At 37.2% G+C, this 16082-nt stretch carries 11 protein-coding genes, 1 riboswitch and 1 other annotated feature; of the genes, 7 read left to right on the forward strand and 4 right to left on the reverse strand.

Annotation, left to right across the window (positions count from 1 at the left end; translation table 11 throughout):
- The first annotated feature begins 303 nt into the window (after positions 1-303).
- The gene (gene mnmA, locus PVA17_RS12395) at positions 304-1428 is read left to right on the forward strand and encodes a tRNA 2-thiouridine(34) synthase MnmA (RefSeq protein ID WP_132356934.1); all 1125 of its coding nucleotides are present in this window, start codon (positions 304-306) and stop codon (positions 1426-1428) included.
- Positions 1429-1510: 82 nt separating this feature from the next.
- Positions 1511-2170, forward strand: coding sequence for a tetratricopeptide repeat protein (locus PVA17_RS12400; RefSeq protein WP_132356933.1), 660 nt, complete (start codon positions 1511-1513; stop codon positions 2168-2170).
- Between the two features lie 115 nt (positions 2171-2285).
- On the opposite strand, the gene PVA17_RS12405 is transcribed toward PVA17_RS12400, so the two are convergent.
- From PVA17_RS12405 to hisA, 3 genes are all read right to left on the reverse strand, one after another.
- Positions 2286-2468 carry a hypothetical protein gene (locus PVA17_RS12405; protein ID WP_274067860.1) on the reverse strand — a complete coding sequence of 61 codons (183 nt, stop codon included), beginning with the start codon at positions 2466-2468 and terminating at the stop codon, positions 2286-2288.
- A 309-nt stretch (positions 2469-2777) separates the two neighbouring features.
- Positions 2778-3521, reverse strand: a complete 744-nt coding sequence (locus tag PVA17_RS12410) for a GTP pyrophosphokinase (RefSeq protein ID WP_274067861.1) — start codon at positions 3519-3521, stop codon at positions 2778-2780.
- Between the two features lie 295 nt (positions 3522-3816).
- Positions 3817-4587, reverse strand: coding sequence for a phosphoribosylformimino-5-aminoimidazole carboxamide ribotide isomerase (hisA, locus tag PVA17_RS12415; protein WP_274067862.1), 771 nt, complete (start codon positions 4585-4587; stop codon positions 3817-3819).
- A gap of 400 nt (positions 4588-4987) precedes the next feature.
- Between hisA and recD2 the strand changes: the two genes are divergently transcribed.
- Positions 4988-7417, forward strand: coding sequence for an SF1B family DNA helicase RecD2 (gene recD2, locus PVA17_RS12420; RefSeq protein WP_274067863.1), 2430 nt, complete (start codon positions 4988-4990; stop codon positions 7415-7417).
- A gap of 155 nt (positions 7418-7572) precedes the next feature.
- On the forward strand, positions 7573-9270 hold the full coding sequence (locus PVA17_RS12425; protein WP_274067864.1) for a polysaccharide deacetylase family protein: 1698 nt from the start codon (positions 7573-7575) through the stop codon (positions 9268-9270).
- Between the two features lie 120 nt (positions 9271-9390).
- On the opposite strand, the gene PVA17_RS12430 is transcribed toward PVA17_RS12425, so the two are convergent.
- Complete coding sequence (locus PVA17_RS12430; protein WP_132356928.1) at positions 9391-9579, reverse strand: hypothetical protein; 189 nt, start codon at positions 9577-9579, stop codon at positions 9391-9393.
- Between the two features lie 342 nt (positions 9580-9921).
- On the opposite strand from PVA17_RS12430, the gene hpaB reads away from it, so the two are divergent.
- The 3 genes from hpaB to alaS all read left to right on the forward strand — a co-directional run bounded on the left by hpaB (position 9922) and on the right by alaS (position 15928).
- Positions 9922-11358: a 4-hydroxyphenylacetate 3-monooxygenase, oxygenase component gene (gene hpaB, locus PVA17_RS12435; RefSeq protein WP_132356927.1), complete on the forward strand. Its 1437-nt coding sequence runs from the start codon at positions 9922-9924 to the stop codon at positions 11356-11358.
- 96 nt (positions 11359-11454) lie between these two features.
- Positions 11455-11620, forward strand: a riboswitch (M-box (ykoK) riboswitch).
- Positions 11621-11905: 285 nt separating this feature from the next.
- Positions 11906-12871: a magnesium transporter CorA family protein gene (locus tag PVA17_RS12440; RefSeq protein WP_274067865.1), complete on the forward strand. Its 966-nt coding sequence runs from the start codon at positions 11906-11908 to the stop codon at positions 12869-12871.
- Between the two features lie 70 nt (positions 12872-12941).
- Positions 12942-13156: a binding site (T-box leader), on the forward strand.
- 111 nt (positions 13157-13267) lie between these two features.
- Complete coding sequence (gene alaS, locus PVA17_RS12445) at positions 13268-15928, forward strand: alanine--tRNA ligase (protein ID WP_274067866.1); 2661 nt, start codon at positions 13268-13270, stop codon at positions 15926-15928.
- Positions 15929-16082: the final 154 nt, after the last annotated feature.

Raw genomic sequence — 16082 nt, forward strand, 5'->3', positions numbered from 1 at the left:
ACATCTGTTGGCCCGAGACCCTGCAGCGAAGCGGATGTTTTCTGTGCGAAAGCGTAGTGTTAACGTAGCGGCAGCAAATGTTTTGACTGTGCGAAAGCGTAGCGACAGCAACACCAAAAGTGGCTCATCGGACGCCCTCAGGAAGGCTTTGCTCTGTGCGACAGCTACAAATGTTTTCTGTAGCGAAAGCGAAGCGTCAGCTACAAAGCGCCCAGTCGGAACGGAAATCAACCACTCGTTTTGGTAATGATTCAAAAAAATTATATATTTAATAGAAATTGAATAAAAGAAAAGGTGACCATAATGAAAGAAACACGTGACCCCTCACAAATTCGTGTTGTTGTCGGCATGTCGGGTGGGGTAGATTCTTCGGTTGCTGCATATTTACTGAAACAACAAGGATATGAAGTAATCGGGATATTTATGAAAAACTGGGATGATACAGACGAAAATGGCGTTTGTACAGCTACAGAAGACTATGATGATGTTATTAAAGTATGTAATCAGATCGGGATTCCTTACTATGCAGTAAATTTTGAAAAACAATATTGGGATAAGGTTTTCACATACTTTTTGGAAGAGTATAAAGCAGGACGCACGCCAAATCCTGATGTAATGTGTAATAAGGAAATTAAATTTAAAGCGTTTTTAGAGCATGCGATGAATCTGGGAGCAGATTATTTAGCGACAGGTCACTATGCTCGAGTTGATCGTAGTGGCGAAGGCGAAGTTAAAATGCTTCGAGGCATTGATAATAATAAAGATCAAACGTATTTCTTAAACCAATTATCGCAGGAACAGTTATCGCATGTAATGTTCCCAATTGGACATATTGAGAAAAAAGAAGTCCGTAAAATTGCGGAGGAAGCTGGGTTAGCTACAGCAAAGAAAAAAGATTCAACAGGAATTTGCTTTATTGGAGAGCGTAATTTCAAAGAATTCCTAAGTCAATATTTACCGGCGCAACCTGGTAAGATGGAGACAATGGATGGTGTCGTAATGGGCCAGCATGATGGATTAATGTACTATACGCTTGGTCAACGTCATGGTCTTGGAATTGGTGGCGACGGTGAACCTTGGTTCGTGTTAGGGAAAGATTTGGCGCGCAATGTGTTACTAGTTGGACAAGGCTTCAATAATGATTCGCTATTTTCAACTTCACTGACTGCTGTGAAAATGAGCTATACTTCGACAAAAAAATTGCCCGGGAAATTTTCATGCACAGCAAAATTCCGTTATCGTCAAACAGACACACCAGTAGAAGTGGAAATTTTAGAGGACGGACGTACACATATTACGTTTGCAGAGCCAGTACGAGCGATTACACCTGGACAAGCTGTCGTATTATACGATGGTGAAGAATGTTTAGGTGGCGGTACAATCGACGAAGTATTTAAAAATAATGAAAAACTAACATATGTAGGTTAATTTGCGAAAAGATTGCTCATACTCTTTCCTAAAGCGTATAGAGTTTAGTCAATCTTTCGCTACATAGAGGTGAGGAATAACAATGGATTTTAACGAGCAGGGCATTCAAGCGTTTCAAGAAAAGCGCTATGAGGATGCTGCACAACTTTTTACACAAGCAATTGAAGCAGAGCCTAAAAACCCAATTGGTTATGTGAACTTCGGAAATCTTTTAGCGGTCTTAGAGGATACTGAACGTGCAGAACGTTTTTTTCAAAAAGCAATTACAGTTGATGAAACGGCAGCAACTGCTTATTATGGTTTAGCAAATTTATATTATAATGCGGAACGATATGCGGAAGCAGTAAAGCTTTATGAGCAAGCACTAAAACATAAAATTGAAGGCGCTGATGTGTATTATATGATGGGCAAATGCTTTGAACGAATGGAAAGTCCGAAGCTTGCACTGCCTTATTTACAACGAGCTTCAGAGCTTGCACCAGAAGACACACAAATTCGTCTAGCATATGCCATTGTGCTATGTGCGCTAGAAATGTTCGAAGAAGGTAAAAAGGAATTAGACTATTTGATCGAACAGGATTGGAATAACGCAGATGCACATTATAATTTAGGTGTACTATATGCCGTATCTACTGAGCAAACAGAAGATGCTATGTACCACTTAAAACAAGCCTTTACATTACAGCCAGAATACGACCAAGCACGTTATCTTTATGATATGATTGCACAGCGATTTAACTAATATAATTTAAAAGGATGCCAAAATTACGTTGGCATCCTTTTGTGTTGCTAAACAATTAAATTAATGTGTCAAATTAGAGCTCTTCGGCAAAGCGAGGGGTAGATTTCCGTTCCGGCTAGGCGCTTTGTAGCTGACGCTTCGCTTTCGCTACAGAAAACATTTGTAGCTGACGCTTCGCTTTCGCACAGAGCAAAGCTTCCTGGGGGCGTCCGATTGATGCTTTTAGCCTTCGTTCCTCTATTGCTAATCCCCAAGGAGTCGCCCAGCCTCCACTCCAATCAACCGCTTCACTTAACATGTATCTTCTGGCAGGCAATCCAATTTATAATGATATAGCGAAATAACAGCAAGATGTATTTTCTTTGTTAAGGTGTAGTGCTAACGTAGCAGCTTACCGTTGAGAGAAAGCCTGTAAAGGAAATCACCCTTACTAGCTATGCATACTAATGTCGAGAAGCTGTTGATTTTTCACGGAGAGTGGGACACCTGCTGAAAGCGCCAACTCGGAGTGAAAATCAACCTTTGTTTATTGATATACATTAATATATTGATTTTCATGTAGACAAACTAAAAGGATGCCGAAACTAGTTCAGTATCCTTTTTGATTTTAGTCTTCATCATTCTCAGATGGATAATCAAAGGGTAGTTGATAAATATATTGTGCTAAATGTGCAATTGGGGTAGTTTCTAAAATTGATGATTCTGTTTCGTTCGCTTTTAGAATATTGATTTCTTTATTAAGTCGCTCCATTTTCCGATCCAACTCAGCTACTTGAATAGCAGCCTCCTTCAATTCAAAACGGATATGTTCAGGTACTTCCTTGTTGTATTTATAATAGATTTTATGTTCAAGGCTGGCCCAAAAGTCCATTGCAATTGTACGAATTTGAATTTCGACATAGACCTTTTCCATACGATCGGACATAAAAATAGGGATTTTTATAATAAGATGCAAGCTTTGATAGCCATTTCCCTTTGGATAGGCAATATAATCCTTTACATCCACAACTTCAATATCATTTTGTGCCTGTAGCATTGCACTCACTTTATAGATGTCTTCTACAAAGGAGCAAGTGATTCGAACACCTGCGATATCACGAATATCTTCTCGAATCGCTTCAATAGATGGCTCAAGGTTCTTTTTCTTGACCTTCAATAATATGCTTTTCGGTGATTTTACGCGAGTTGATAAATGCTCTATCGGGTTATATTCATGAATGAGCTTAAACTCTTCTTGTAAAATAGTTATTTTCGTTTCAATTTCCTGCAGGGCAAATTTATAGACTAAAAAGAAGCGTGTTAATTCTGTTTGTAAAGTTTGTAAAGTGGTTGCTTCAAGTTCATTTTTCATACTTCATAAAATCCTTTCTTTTAGTAGTAACTAAATTATTTTATATTCAATATTAGCTTAACAAAAATAGTTACTAAATAGAAATAAGGGCTCCAAATCTATGTATACTATTCTTGAGTCATAAATTTACTTCGTAAAAATAAAAAAAGGGGTGTCTAGTCCCCTTAGTAATTAAACGACAATTTCAGCCTTAAGGCTCTGTTTCTTGATCACATAAGAAGCAGCTTTTTTGAAAACGCAAGTAGCATTTGTTCATCATCTGGTTGTCCATGCAACGAAAGAGAATGATCCGTAGTTACCTTGGAATTTTCCCTCTTTTACAATATTTCACCACATCTGAATAAGGTAAATCTCCACCAAAAATTGAAAGAGCGCTACCGATTGTCACATGAAGTCTACCATTTGCGATATTTTCAAATTTCTTTAAGTCGTCCAAAGAACGAACCCCACCAGCATATGTTGTTGGAATTGTTGTCCAAGTGGCTAAATCATGCACTAAGCTTTCTTGCATACCGCCTTTTTTTCCTTCCACATCAACCGCGTGAATAAGTAGTTCATCACAGAAATTTTCGATAAATGCAATAGACTCAGCATTTACTTCAAAGTCACTAAACTTTGTCCATTTATCAGTAACAACAAACCATTTTCCATCGCGCAGACGGCAGCTTAAATCGATGACAAGATGTTTTTTACCAACAATCTGAACTAATTGCTTTAGTCGATCTAAATGGAGCTTACCATCATAGAAAATAAATGATGTGACAATAACATGGGTAGCTCCCGCATCAATATACTTATTTGCATTTTCCGTGGTGATGCCGCCACCAACCTGCAACCCTTGGGGATATGCTGCTAATGCTGCTAATGCGGCTTCTTCGTTTCCATCACCTAGCATAATAATGTGACCACCTGTTAATTGATCATTAGCAAACATTTTTGCATAATAACTAGAGTCATGATTTGAAATAAAGTTCTCGATAACTTCTTGATCTTTATGACCTAGTGTGCTGCCAACAATTTGTTTTACTTTACCATCGTGTAAATCAATGCAAGGTCTAAATTCCAATAGTTTCACAATCCTTCCGTGCGACAAATTCACCTATATCATAGCATGGAAAAGATGATGAAAACCGTGAAATGTTTTTATCAATAAATTTTAACAAGCAAATGTTTTATGTAGCAACAGCTAAGAGAAGTTTCCCGCCTCTAAAAGTGGTAAAACAAGGGTTTTAAAACATTGCTGAAATAGAGGGACGTAGCTTAGGGTATCACATCCTGTGACATCTTGCCGCTGCGCTTCGCTTTCGCGCAATGGAAGCGAATGTCATGACATTATATATGGGCATAATTGATTGAAATGGATGAATATTGATAGAAATTTATTGAATTCTCTTTTTAAACGATTTTTCACGTTATGGTGTGGTAAAATAATATGGTTGAAATGAACACGAAAGGACGAACCGAGAATGGCAGAGAACCTAGATTTATTTGAATTAAATAAATTTTTTATACTCGGACGCCCAATTGTCTCTATCTTTCATAATGCACAAAATATGTATTCGATAGTTCGTGTGAAAATTCAGGAGACCAACTTACAGTATGAAGATAAGGAAATAATAGTTGTTGGATATTTTCCGCCGTTACAGATGGATGAACAATATCGTTTTACTGGTTTATTGAAACAACATCCAAAATATGGTGTGCAATTTCAAATTGAGACATTTACAAAGGAAGTACCAGCAACAGAGCAGGGCATTATTCATTACTTATCGAGTGATTTGTTTGTTGGAATCGGAAAAAAAACTGCTGAAACAATCGTAGAAAAATTAGGAGCAAATGCGTTACGTCTTATTTTAGAGGACCCAAATGCTCTTGATGCTGTGCCTCGTTTATCTGCTGAAAAAAAAGAGGTTATTCATCGTACCATTGAACAAAATTTAGGTTTAGAACGAGTGATGATCCAACTTAATGAATGGGGTTTCGGACCACAGCTTGGCATGAAAATTTACCAAACATATCGAACAGAGGCCGTTGAATTATTAACTGAAAATCCATATCGCCTGATTGAAGATGTAGAGGGTGTTGGTTTCTTTCGTGCCGACGAGCTAGGTGCAAAATTAGGGATTACTGGCAATCATCCAGACCGTATTAAGGCGGCGATTTTACATACTCTAAATACAGCAGCTTTATCAGATGGGCATGTGTATTTAGATGCAGAAAATGTTTTACCATTAGTAAAAGATATGCTTGAGCAAAGCCAACGAGAGGAAATTCCCTTTGAGATCATTTCTAAAGCTTGTATCGAATTGCGTGAGGAAAGTAAAATTTGTGGAGAAGAAACAAGACTATATTTACCATCCCTATATTTCTCAGAAGTAGGAATTGCATCGAAAATATTAGCTTTAATCGAACGTAACAATAAAGCTGAACATTTTAGTAAGGACGAAATACGTAAAGCAATTGGTGAAACAGAAGAATTTCTTAATGTCACATATGCTGAAACGCAAGCGAATGCGATTGAACAAGCATTAAATTCCGCCGTTATGATTTTAACTGGTGGACCTGGGACAGGTAAAACAACTGTTGTTCGGGGTGTGGTAGAAGTGTATGCAAAGCTACACGGATTATCATTGAACCCGAAGGAATATGCACAAAAAGAAGAACCTTTTCCGATTATTTTATGTGCTCCAACAGGACGTGCGGCCAAGCGTCTATCGGAATCGACAGAACTTCCAGCAATGACAATTCATCGATTATTAGGTTTTACAGGTCAGGAAAAAGAGGAAGAAACTGAGCGTGAGGTAACAGGAAAACTCATTATTGTAGACGAAATGTCGATGGTCGATACTTGGCTCGCGCATCAACTATTAAAATCCTTGCATGAGGATGTACAAGTCGTTTTTGTAGGAGATCAAGATCAGCTTCCACCAGTAGGACCAGGACAGGTGTTAAAGGATTTGTTGGCATCCGGGCAAATACCTACTGTGGAATTGACAGATGTTTATCGACAAGCAGAGGGCTCAACGATTATTGAACTTGCTCATCAAATTAAACGTGGTAATATCACAAATGATCTAACATTAAAAACGTCTGACCGTTCATTTATTAAAGCCTCCTCAGATCAGGTAGCAAGCGTTGTCACTCAGGTTGTGAAAAGTGCGGTTGCGAAAGGTCAAGAAATCCGTAATATCCAAGTGTTAGCACCTATGTACAAAGGTCCAGCAGGAATAGACAATTTAAATAAAATGATTCAAGAACTTATTAATCCAAACGATACTGGTACTAGAAAAGAGCTCGTTTTTGGTGATGTCACATATCGCATAAAGGACAAAGTTTTACAGCTTGTCAATCAACCAGAAAGCAATGTTTTTAATGGCGATATGGGTGAGGTAATTAGTATTATTAAGGCAAAGGAAACGATTGAGAAACAAGATTTGCTTGTTGTGTCATTCGACGGTATTGAAGTAACTTATCAACGAAGTGATCTCAATCAATTGACACTTGCTTACTGTTGTTCTATTCATAAATCTCAAGGCTCAGAGTTCCAAACTGTTATTATGCCGGTTGTACGAGGTTATTCTAAAATGCTGCGTCGTAATTTGTTATATACGGGTATTACGCGTGCTAAAAATTTCTTAATTTTGTGTGGTGAGCCGGATGTGCTAGCAGATGGCTTACAGCGTACGGATGATTTACAGCGTTTTACGTCTCTTCGTGCAAGACTCAATCCAATGGACATTACAGAGGAAATTGTAGAAGTAGAAACGATTCCATTAAACGAAAATTTACAACATGAAAAATCCATTGAGTTCAAACTAACGGTAGAAACAGAACCATATATCCATCCATTGATTGGAATGGAGGGTGTCTCTCCATATGATTATTTAGATAAGTGAGTGAATGCACCAAGAATTCTGAAACAATAAACGGGCACCTCCTCAATAAGCTCTTTGAAATATTTTATGAAATTAATACCAATAACTTTTATAGGTTAGAAAATCGTCTAATGATTGCAGTAAAAGATAATTAAAATTTTTTTGAGGTGAATAAAGTGAAACGCTTATTATTATTGCTTCTATTCATGATGCTATTACCTTTTGCAGAAAAAGCATATGCAAAAAATACTGTCATCCAAATGAATGAAGAAGCAACTGTCTTTGATAATCGTTCAGGCTCACTCGTTCAGGTGGGAACATTATCTGCAGGACAAACTTTTGAAGTAACAAAAGATTATGGAGCTAATTGGTGGCAAATTCGTTGGGGTGGTTATTATGGTTATATTGAAAAACGTTATACAACTGTTGTTCCAGCAACCACTTATAAAAATACAGTCCCAACTGCTGCTAAAATAACGGATTATATTGTTGCAACAAAGGTTGCACCGATTTACGATAATACTGGCAGTAAACTTGTTCAATTTGCTACATTGTCTGAGGGAGTTCGCTTCCCTATATATAGCGGAATGGGCAATTGGTATGGAATTGCTGTGAACGGACGCTTAGGCTTCGTACATAGTAATTTTGTAGTAAAAGAAAATGGTCAAAATTCAACAAATACAGATACAAATACAACAAAGCCTGTTGAAAAACCAACTACAACCCCTCCTAGTAAACAAAATGGCTATATAGAGGCGTTAGAAAATGTCATTCTTTATGATTTCCGCCGTGAAAAAGAGATGGCTATTGCTACGCTAATGAAAGGGCAGCAGCTAGAAGTTGTAGATTCAATGGACCCAATGTATGTTCAAGTTCGTTGGGGGAAATCATATGTTTATGCAGAAAAATCAAAGGTGAAATTTTTAAATACACCTTCATATAAAAATGTTGGTAAGGACAATGCCATGAAAAATGAGTATTTCATCCCTACTTCTGCAAACAGTGAGATTTATGATAATAAAACAAAAGCGATGCAGCCATTTGCTAAACTAGATACAAATCGCCGTTACCCGATATTGCGGAAAGAAGGTGCTTGGTACGTAACAGTACTTGGCGGCCGTGAAGGATATATCCATAGCTCTAAAGTAGCGATTGATCGTGGTGTCCCAGTAATGATGTATCATCATGTATTAAAAGAGCATGAGCTTGGGCGTTTCAAAAATTTAAGTACTACGGTAACAGATGTTCAATTTACAAAAGAAATGCAGTATTTAAAAAGTAAAAACTACGAAACCATTACTGTAGACGAATTATGGCATTTTATGCGCAATGAAATTACATTGCCTGCCTATTCAATTGTTTTGACTTTTGATGATGGTCTATTGTCGACACGTGAATATGCGTATCCTGTACTTAAAAACAATGGCTTTAAAGCTACACAATTTTTAATTACGTCCCGTAATGAAAGTGCGAAAGATGGGCAAATTTTTAATTATAATGATTTACAGCCCCTTTCACGTCAAGATATAACAAATATGCAAGATGTTTTTGCATTTGAATCACACACTTACAATTTACATGTTTTAGAAGGGAATAGAGGCAAAATGCTTCTAACTCCTTATCGTGAGGTTGTTCAGGATTTACAGCGTAGTATAGCAATTATTCCGAGTGCTAAAGCTTTTGCTTATCCGTTTGGGCAATACAATGCGAATATCATTAATGCGGTAAAGGAAGTTGGATTCACAATGGCATTTTCAACGAAGCATGGCTACAACAATCCGTACGATGATGTCTATCAAATTAAACGCTTATCTAGTAATCAACAAACAACAAATGCGCAATTCCAAAAAATGGTTCTTCCATACGCGCAGTAAAATAAAAAACCCGATCAATTCTGAATTGATCGGGTTTTTTTAGGCGATTTTTTAACGGGTGCAAACATCTGCAGCTGCCGCTACGCTTTCGCACAAAAAACATCTGCCGAGGCAATTGATTTAGTGAATGCCAACTAAATGATGTTTAACGACTTCATATGCTTGGCAAACATTTTTAAATTGATCTTTTTCTTTGGCAATCATATCTGAAGCAATAGAAAATAAAAGATTTTCTTCATTATGATCCTCCATTTTATTCATTAAAGCAGCTTCCATTTCCGCCACGTATGAGATGATTTGTTTATTCATATATATTCTCCTTTTATAAAAGATGTTGTTGTTTTGGTTACGAAGCTATCTTACACCTGCCTATACAAAAAATCTAGCGAATCTGTACTAGTTGAAAAGTACTTTTTTGTGAATGTGTCGCAAAATTGAACACGTTAAAAAAGCGCTAATTGAAACCGTTTTTATCTAAAGTAACTGAAAAATCGAGCAATAATTGCAGACTTTTAACTGTGTTTAAAAAGTAATACAGTATAGAAAAACTGAGGGTTTGCTATAATACAGTTGCCGTAATCGGAACCTAATATTAGGAAAATTCATATACTATCAAATATAAAAATATTTGTAACGTTTAGGGGTGACTGCATGCCAGTAATTACAGGAAAACAATATATTGACCGTATTGACGCTTTACAAACTTATATTTCGATTGATGGGAAAGTTGTCACAGGGAAGGTGTCTGAGCATCCAGCATTTATGGGAGTAATGCAGAGTCAGGCAAAGCTTTTTGATTTACAAAATGAAGAGGCATTGCTTGAAAAGATGACATATGTTTCACCAACAAGCAATAAGCGTGTAGGTATGTCTTTCCTTCAAGCGGTCACAGTCGATGATCTCGTGAAAAGACGTAATGCAATACGAGAGTGGGCATTATCCAATAATGGCCTTATGGGGAGAAGCCCAGATTACATGAATACGACATTAATGGCGCTAGCATCAGTGGCAGAATATTTGAAAGATAAGCCAAATTGTTTCCCGCAGCATTTGTTAAAATTTTATGAGTATGCTCGTGAGAACGATTTGACGATGACACATACATTTATCGAGCCACAAGTAAACCGTGAAAAATTTTATTTTGAAGATGAAGATGTAACAATTGCTGCTAAAATTGTAGATAAAACGAGCGAGGGATTAGTAATTAAAGGTGCGAGATTACTAGCGACACAGGGAGGAATTACAGACGAACTCCTTGTTATATCAACAAATGGTTTTGATGAAGGAAAAGGCTTTGCCTTCTCAATCCCAAGTAATACAAAAGGTTTGAAGTTTTTATGTAGGCAATCATTTGTCGGAGGAGAATCGGTTTTTGATTATCCATTAAGTAGTCGTTACGAGGAAATGGATGCAATCGTTGTGTTTGATAATGTTGTAGTGCCGTGGGAACGCGTCTTTTATTATGAGAATGTGGAAGTTGCCAATAGCTTTTTGAACGTAAGTGGTTTTCAAACATATGGTTTACATCAAGTTCTGACACGTCAAATTGCTAAAACAGAATTTGTCTTAGGTGTTGTACAGTCAATTGTAAATACGATAAATATTGGCGGGTATCAACATGTGCAGCAAAAGGTCGTGGATATCATCGTGACATTAGAAACGATGAAGGCCTTACTGATAAAGTCTGAAGTAGAAGCAAAAAGAGACGAATTTGGTTTTATAAGACCTGATCTTCCAACAGTACAAGTAGCTATTCAGTTGTTCCCTAAAGTATATCCGACCTTTACTGAAATTATCCAGTTACTTGGCGCAAGCGGATTAATGTCCATTCCAAGTGAAAAAGCATTTACTGAGGATGACGGCGATCTTGAGCATTATTTACAATCGTTTCAGGATGGTGGAAAGGAGCGCGTCAAAAAATTCCGCCTAGCTTGGGATTTAACGATGAGTAGCTTTGGTACAAGACAAACACTATATGAACGCTTTTTCTTTGGGGACTCAGTTCGTTTAGCCAGCGCACTTTATAATTCTTATAATAGGGAAGAATTCGTTCATCGGGTAGAAAACTTTTTAAAAAATAATCATTAATTTTAGTGGGCAACTGTTTAAAGATTTTTAAAATTCGATGTTCCGTTTGACAGTTGTCACACTATGCATTATGATTTACAGGAACTATAAAAATAACAATCCCTTCGTTAGGTGAGGCTCCTATGCTGGAGATACGCTACTGCCCAAAAATGTCGAGAGACGCCAATGGGTCAACAGAAATCATCGAAATAAGGTGTTTTTTAACGTAGCTGGTGTAATTCCTATGCCGCATAGTGCTAAAACTCAACGTTTGAAGGAAGAAAGCAGAGTAGTTTTTTCACTATGCTGTTCTTTGATACGTGTATTCAACACGCCTTCATTCGTTGGAGGTGTGTTTTTGTTATTTAAGGAAGGTGATGAGAAATGGATAGTAGCCCTGAACCGAATACGAAAATGGTAAGTAGTAGTGAAGAATTAAGGATTGTCGATTTCTTATCGCCAAAAACAAATGGGTATTGATGAGAAACGCTTCTAAAACAAGCTAAATTATAATCAATAACGTCACCTATTTGTTTTCCTTAAATAATAAAACATGAGGTGAAGAACAATGAAAAAAATCCATTATTTTAAAAAAGGTAATAGCGCAGTACAACATAATTTCGAGATTAAAGAATTTAATCATAACCTCCATGCTGAGGATTTGTTATGGGTTGATTTATATGCTTACAATTACAACGACTTAAATGATATAGCTGAAATATTTGGTTTTCATCCATTAGCAGTTGAGGACTGTCTTAATGAAGGCTCACGTCCTAAAATGGATAATTATGGGGAATATAAATTTTTTGTTTTCCATGCACCAATTTATAATGAAAAAAGCAGCAATGAAATAACAACAGTAGAGTTAAACATTTTTATGGGTCCTAACTATGTTGTAACGGTTCATAAACAAAAACTTAAATGGCTAGGGCATATAGAGAATGTGTGTTTAAATAGTACAAAGTATTTAGATAAAGGTACCGATTTTCTATTGCATACTATTATCGATGGCATTACGGATGAATACTTCCCGGTTTTAGAGCGAATTAGAACACGGATTGATGAGCTAGAAGAAGAAATATATGATTATGAACCAAAAGAAGTTACGGAAGAATTCCTTGCACTAAAAAGAACTATTATTTTAATTCGACAAGCTATTATGCCTCAAAAAAGAATTTTTTCAAATAGTAATGGACAGTGGAAATTTGACATTCGTGAGGAAAATATACCATTCTATAAAGATTTAAATGATCATCTAGAACGAATTGTAGAATCAACAGAAACTTATAGAGATTTGGTAAACAGTACTTTGGATACGTATTTTTCTATTATAAGTGGTAAATCAATAGAAAAGCTCAATTTATTAACGGTCATTTCAACTATTATGTTACCTTTATCAGTCATTACAAGCTTTTTCGGAATGAATGTTCCGTTACCATATCAAGATTCTCCAATAGCGACAATCATAATTACAGTTTTTCTAGTTGTTTTTACTTGGGGAATGTGGGCTTATTTTAAAAAAATGATTGCTTAGTTATGATGAGCAATTATTGTGCCAATTGACAGAAGACCATATTTTTTTTATAATTCTCGTTAGAAAATTGTAAAAAACGATGATGGAAAAAGTACGTATTTGTGCGTGTAAAAGAAAGGGATTTCTTGGCTGAAAAAATCCTCACAATAGCAAATACCGAAAGCTACTCCAGAGTGCAGTTAATCCCTGCCGTTCACTTACGTTACAAGTGCTAAAGAGGTAAGTATACTGTTACTTACAACTAGGGTGGTACCGCGAGACAAATCACAAGTCCTCGTCCCTTTTTGGGGATGGGGGCTTTTTTATGTTTATCTGCGTGAAAGCTTACGCCAAGGCAAAATTGATTTGCGGATTCATTTCGTGATTTTACAAAACATATAGGGAGGAACTTTTCAAATGAAAGCAGTAGAAATTCGACGCATGTATTTAGAATTTTTTAAAGAAAAAAGTCATCATCATGAACCATCAGCACCACTTGTGCCAATCAATGACCCATCATTACTGTGGATTAACTCTGGTGTTGCAACACTTAAACCATATTTCGATGGTCGTATCATTCCTGAAAATCCACGTATTACAAATGCACAAAAATCAATTCGTACAAATGATATTGAAAACGTAGGTAAAACAGCTCGACATCATACATTTTTCGAAATGCTAGGTAACTTCTCAATTGGGGATTACTTCAAAAAAGAAGCTATTCATTTCGCTTGGGAATTTTTAACGGATAAAAAATGGATGGGCTTTGATCCAGAGCTTTTATCTATTACGATCCATCCTGAAGATCAAGAGGCGTATGACGTTTGGCATAACGAAATTGGTATTCCTGAAGAGCGTTTAATCCGACTTGAGGGGAACTTCTGGGATATTGGTGAAGGTCCATCTGGTCCTAACTCAGAAATTTTTTATGACCGTGGGGAAGAATACGGTTCAGATGAAAATGATCCAGAAATGTACCCAGGTGGTGAAAATGAACGTTATCTTGAAATTTGGAACTTAGTGTTCTCTCAATTCAACCATAATCCTGATGGTACGTATACACCACTTCCAAAACAAAATATTGATACTGGTATGGGTCTAGAGCGTATCGTATCCGTTGTTCAAAATGTTCCAACGAACTTTGATACTGATTTATTCATGCCGATTATTGAAAAAATTGAGCAGTTAGCGAATCGTAAATACAAACGTCCAGGTGAAGTAGCACTAAGTGAAATCTTCGGTTCAGAAGAAGATATTAATACACCATTTAAAGTTATCGCTGACCATATCCGTACAGTGGCGTTTGCCATTGGTGATGGTGCTCTTCCTTCAAATGAAGGTCGTGGTTATGTATTACGTCGTTTACTACGTCGTGCAGTGCGCTATGCAAAACAAATCGGCATTGAAAAGCCATTTATGTTTGAATTAGTACCTACTGTTGGTGAAATCATGAATGATTTCTACCCAGAAGTAACGGAAAAATGCGAGTTTATCCAACGTGTTATTAAAAATGAAGAAATTCGCTTCCATGAAACATTAGACGGTGGTCTTGCTATCTTTAACGAAGTAGTAGAAGCTCAAAAAGCAGCTGGCCATGACTATATTCCAGGTGCAGATGCATTCCGATTATATGATACTTATGGTTTCCCAATCGAATTAACAGAAGAGTATGCAGAAGAAGTAGACATGAAGGTAGATCATGAAGGCTTTGAAGCAGCAATGGAAGAACAACGTGAACGCGCACGTGCAGCTCGTCAAGATGTGGATTCTATGCAAGTACAAAACGAAGTGTTAGCAAACTTGACGGTTGCGAGTGAATTTGTTGGTTATGATACATTAACGACAAATACAGAAATTGCAGCGATCATTGTCAATGGGCAAGTGTCAAAGGTAGCATCTGAAGGGCAAGAAGCATTAGTTATTTTAGCTAAAACACCATTCTATGCTGAAATGGGTGGTCAAATTGCGGATAGCGGTGTTATTTCTAATGATAGCTTTACTGCTATTGTAAAAGATGTACAAAAAGCTCCAAATGGTCAGCCGCTTCATACTGTACTTGTAGAATCTGGCGAAATGCAAGTTGAAGATGCCGTGACAGCGGTAGTTAGCCGTGAAGAACGTAATTTAATTATTAAAAACCACACAGCAACACATATTATGCAACGTGCGCTAAAAGATGTACTAGGCGACCATGTTAGCCAAGCAGGATCATATGTAGGACCCGATCGCTTACGCTTTGACTTCTCTCACTTCGGACAAGTGACAAAAGAGGAATTACAACAAATTGAACGTATTGTAAATGAAAAAGTGTGGGATGATATAGAGGTCGTTATTGAAGAAAAAGGCATCGATGAAGCGAAAGCTATGGGAGCAATGGCGCTATTCGGTGAGAAATATGGCGATATCGTTCGCGTTGTTTCAATCGGTGACTATTCTATTGAGCTTTGTGGTGGTATTCACGTAAAACGTTCTTCTGAAATTGGTTTCTTCAAAATTGTTTCAGAAGGCGGTATCGGTGCAGGTACACGTCGTATTGAGGCTGTGACAGGTAAAGTTGCTTATGAAGTAGTAAAAGAAGAAGAAGCTCTATTAAACGAGGCTGCAGCATTATTAAAAGCAAATTCAAAAGATATTGTGACAAAAGTACAAGCGTTACAAGCTGACTACAAAGATTTACAACGTGAAAATGAGGCATTATCACAAAAAATCGCGAATGCACAAGCAGGCGCAATTGTGGACGCAGCGCAAACTTTTGGGGATGTAACTGTTTTATCTACTAAAGTTGAGGCGAAGGACAATAATCAACTTCGTCAAATGATGGACGACTTAAAAGCAAAAATGCCTAAAGCTGTTATCGTTCTTGGTGCTGTCGATGGCGAAAAAGTTATGCTATGTGCTGGTGTAACAAAAGATTTAGTTGGTGGTAATTACCACGCAGGAAATATCGTAAAAATGGTAGCTGAAGCATGCGGTGGTAAAGGTGGCGGTCGTCCAGATATGGCGATGGCAGGTGCGAAAGAAGCGTCAAAACTTGATGAAGCATTACTTTCTGTGTATGATTATGTTAAATCCATTTAACTTCTTTCAGCGGATGTCCAAACATCCATTGAAATAGAGGAACTCAGGCTAAGAACTTCACATCCTGTGAAAACGCCTGAGTGACCAGCATCGTGCTGGCCTAAAGCCTCCGGCGGATTTCGCGGAATCGGAAAAGGAGTTTTTAGTGGATGTT

Origin of the sequence: Lysinibacillus sp. CNPSo 3705 (assembly GCF_028674935.1) — a bacterium.
GTDB lineage: Bacteria > Bacillota > Bacilli > Bacillales_A > Planococcaceae > Lysinibacillus.

Excerpts from the sequence above, each read along its gene's own strand:
- hpaB (WP_132356927.1), top strand. The coding sequence starts at position 9,922 with ATGCCAGTAATTACAGGAAAACAATATATTGACCGTATTGACGCTTTA.
- PVA17_RS12405 (WP_274067860.1), bottom strand. The coding sequence starts at position 2,468 with ATGTTAAGTGAAGCGGTTGATTGGAGTGGAGGCTGGGCGACTCCTTGG.
- PVA17_RS12440 (WP_274067865.1), top strand. The coding sequence starts at position 11,906 with ATGAAAAAAATCCATTATTTTAAAAAAGGTAATAGCGCAGTACAACAT.
- mnmA (WP_132356934.1), top strand. The coding sequence starts at position 304 with ATGAAAGAAACACGTGACCCCTCACAAATTCGTGTTGTTGTCGGCATG.
- recD2 (WP_274067863.1), top strand. The coding sequence starts at position 4,988 with ATGGCAGAGAACCTAGATTTATTTGAATTAAATAAATTTTTTATACTC.
- PVA17_RS12430 (WP_132356928.1), bottom strand. The coding sequence starts at position 9,579 with ATGAATAAACAAATCATCTCATACGTGGCGGAAATGGAAGCTGCTTTA.
- alaS (WP_274067866.1), top strand. The coding sequence starts at position 13,268 with ATGAAAGCAGTAGAAATTCGACGCATGTATTTAGAATTTTTTAAAGAA.
- PVA17_RS12410 (WP_274067861.1), bottom strand. The coding sequence starts at position 3,521 with ATGAAAAATGAACTTGAAGCAACCACTTTACAAACTTTACAAACAGAA.
- PVA17_RS12400 (WP_132356933.1), top strand. The coding sequence starts at position 1,511 with ATGGATTTTAACGAGCAGGGCATTCAAGCGTTTCAAGAAAAGCGCTAT.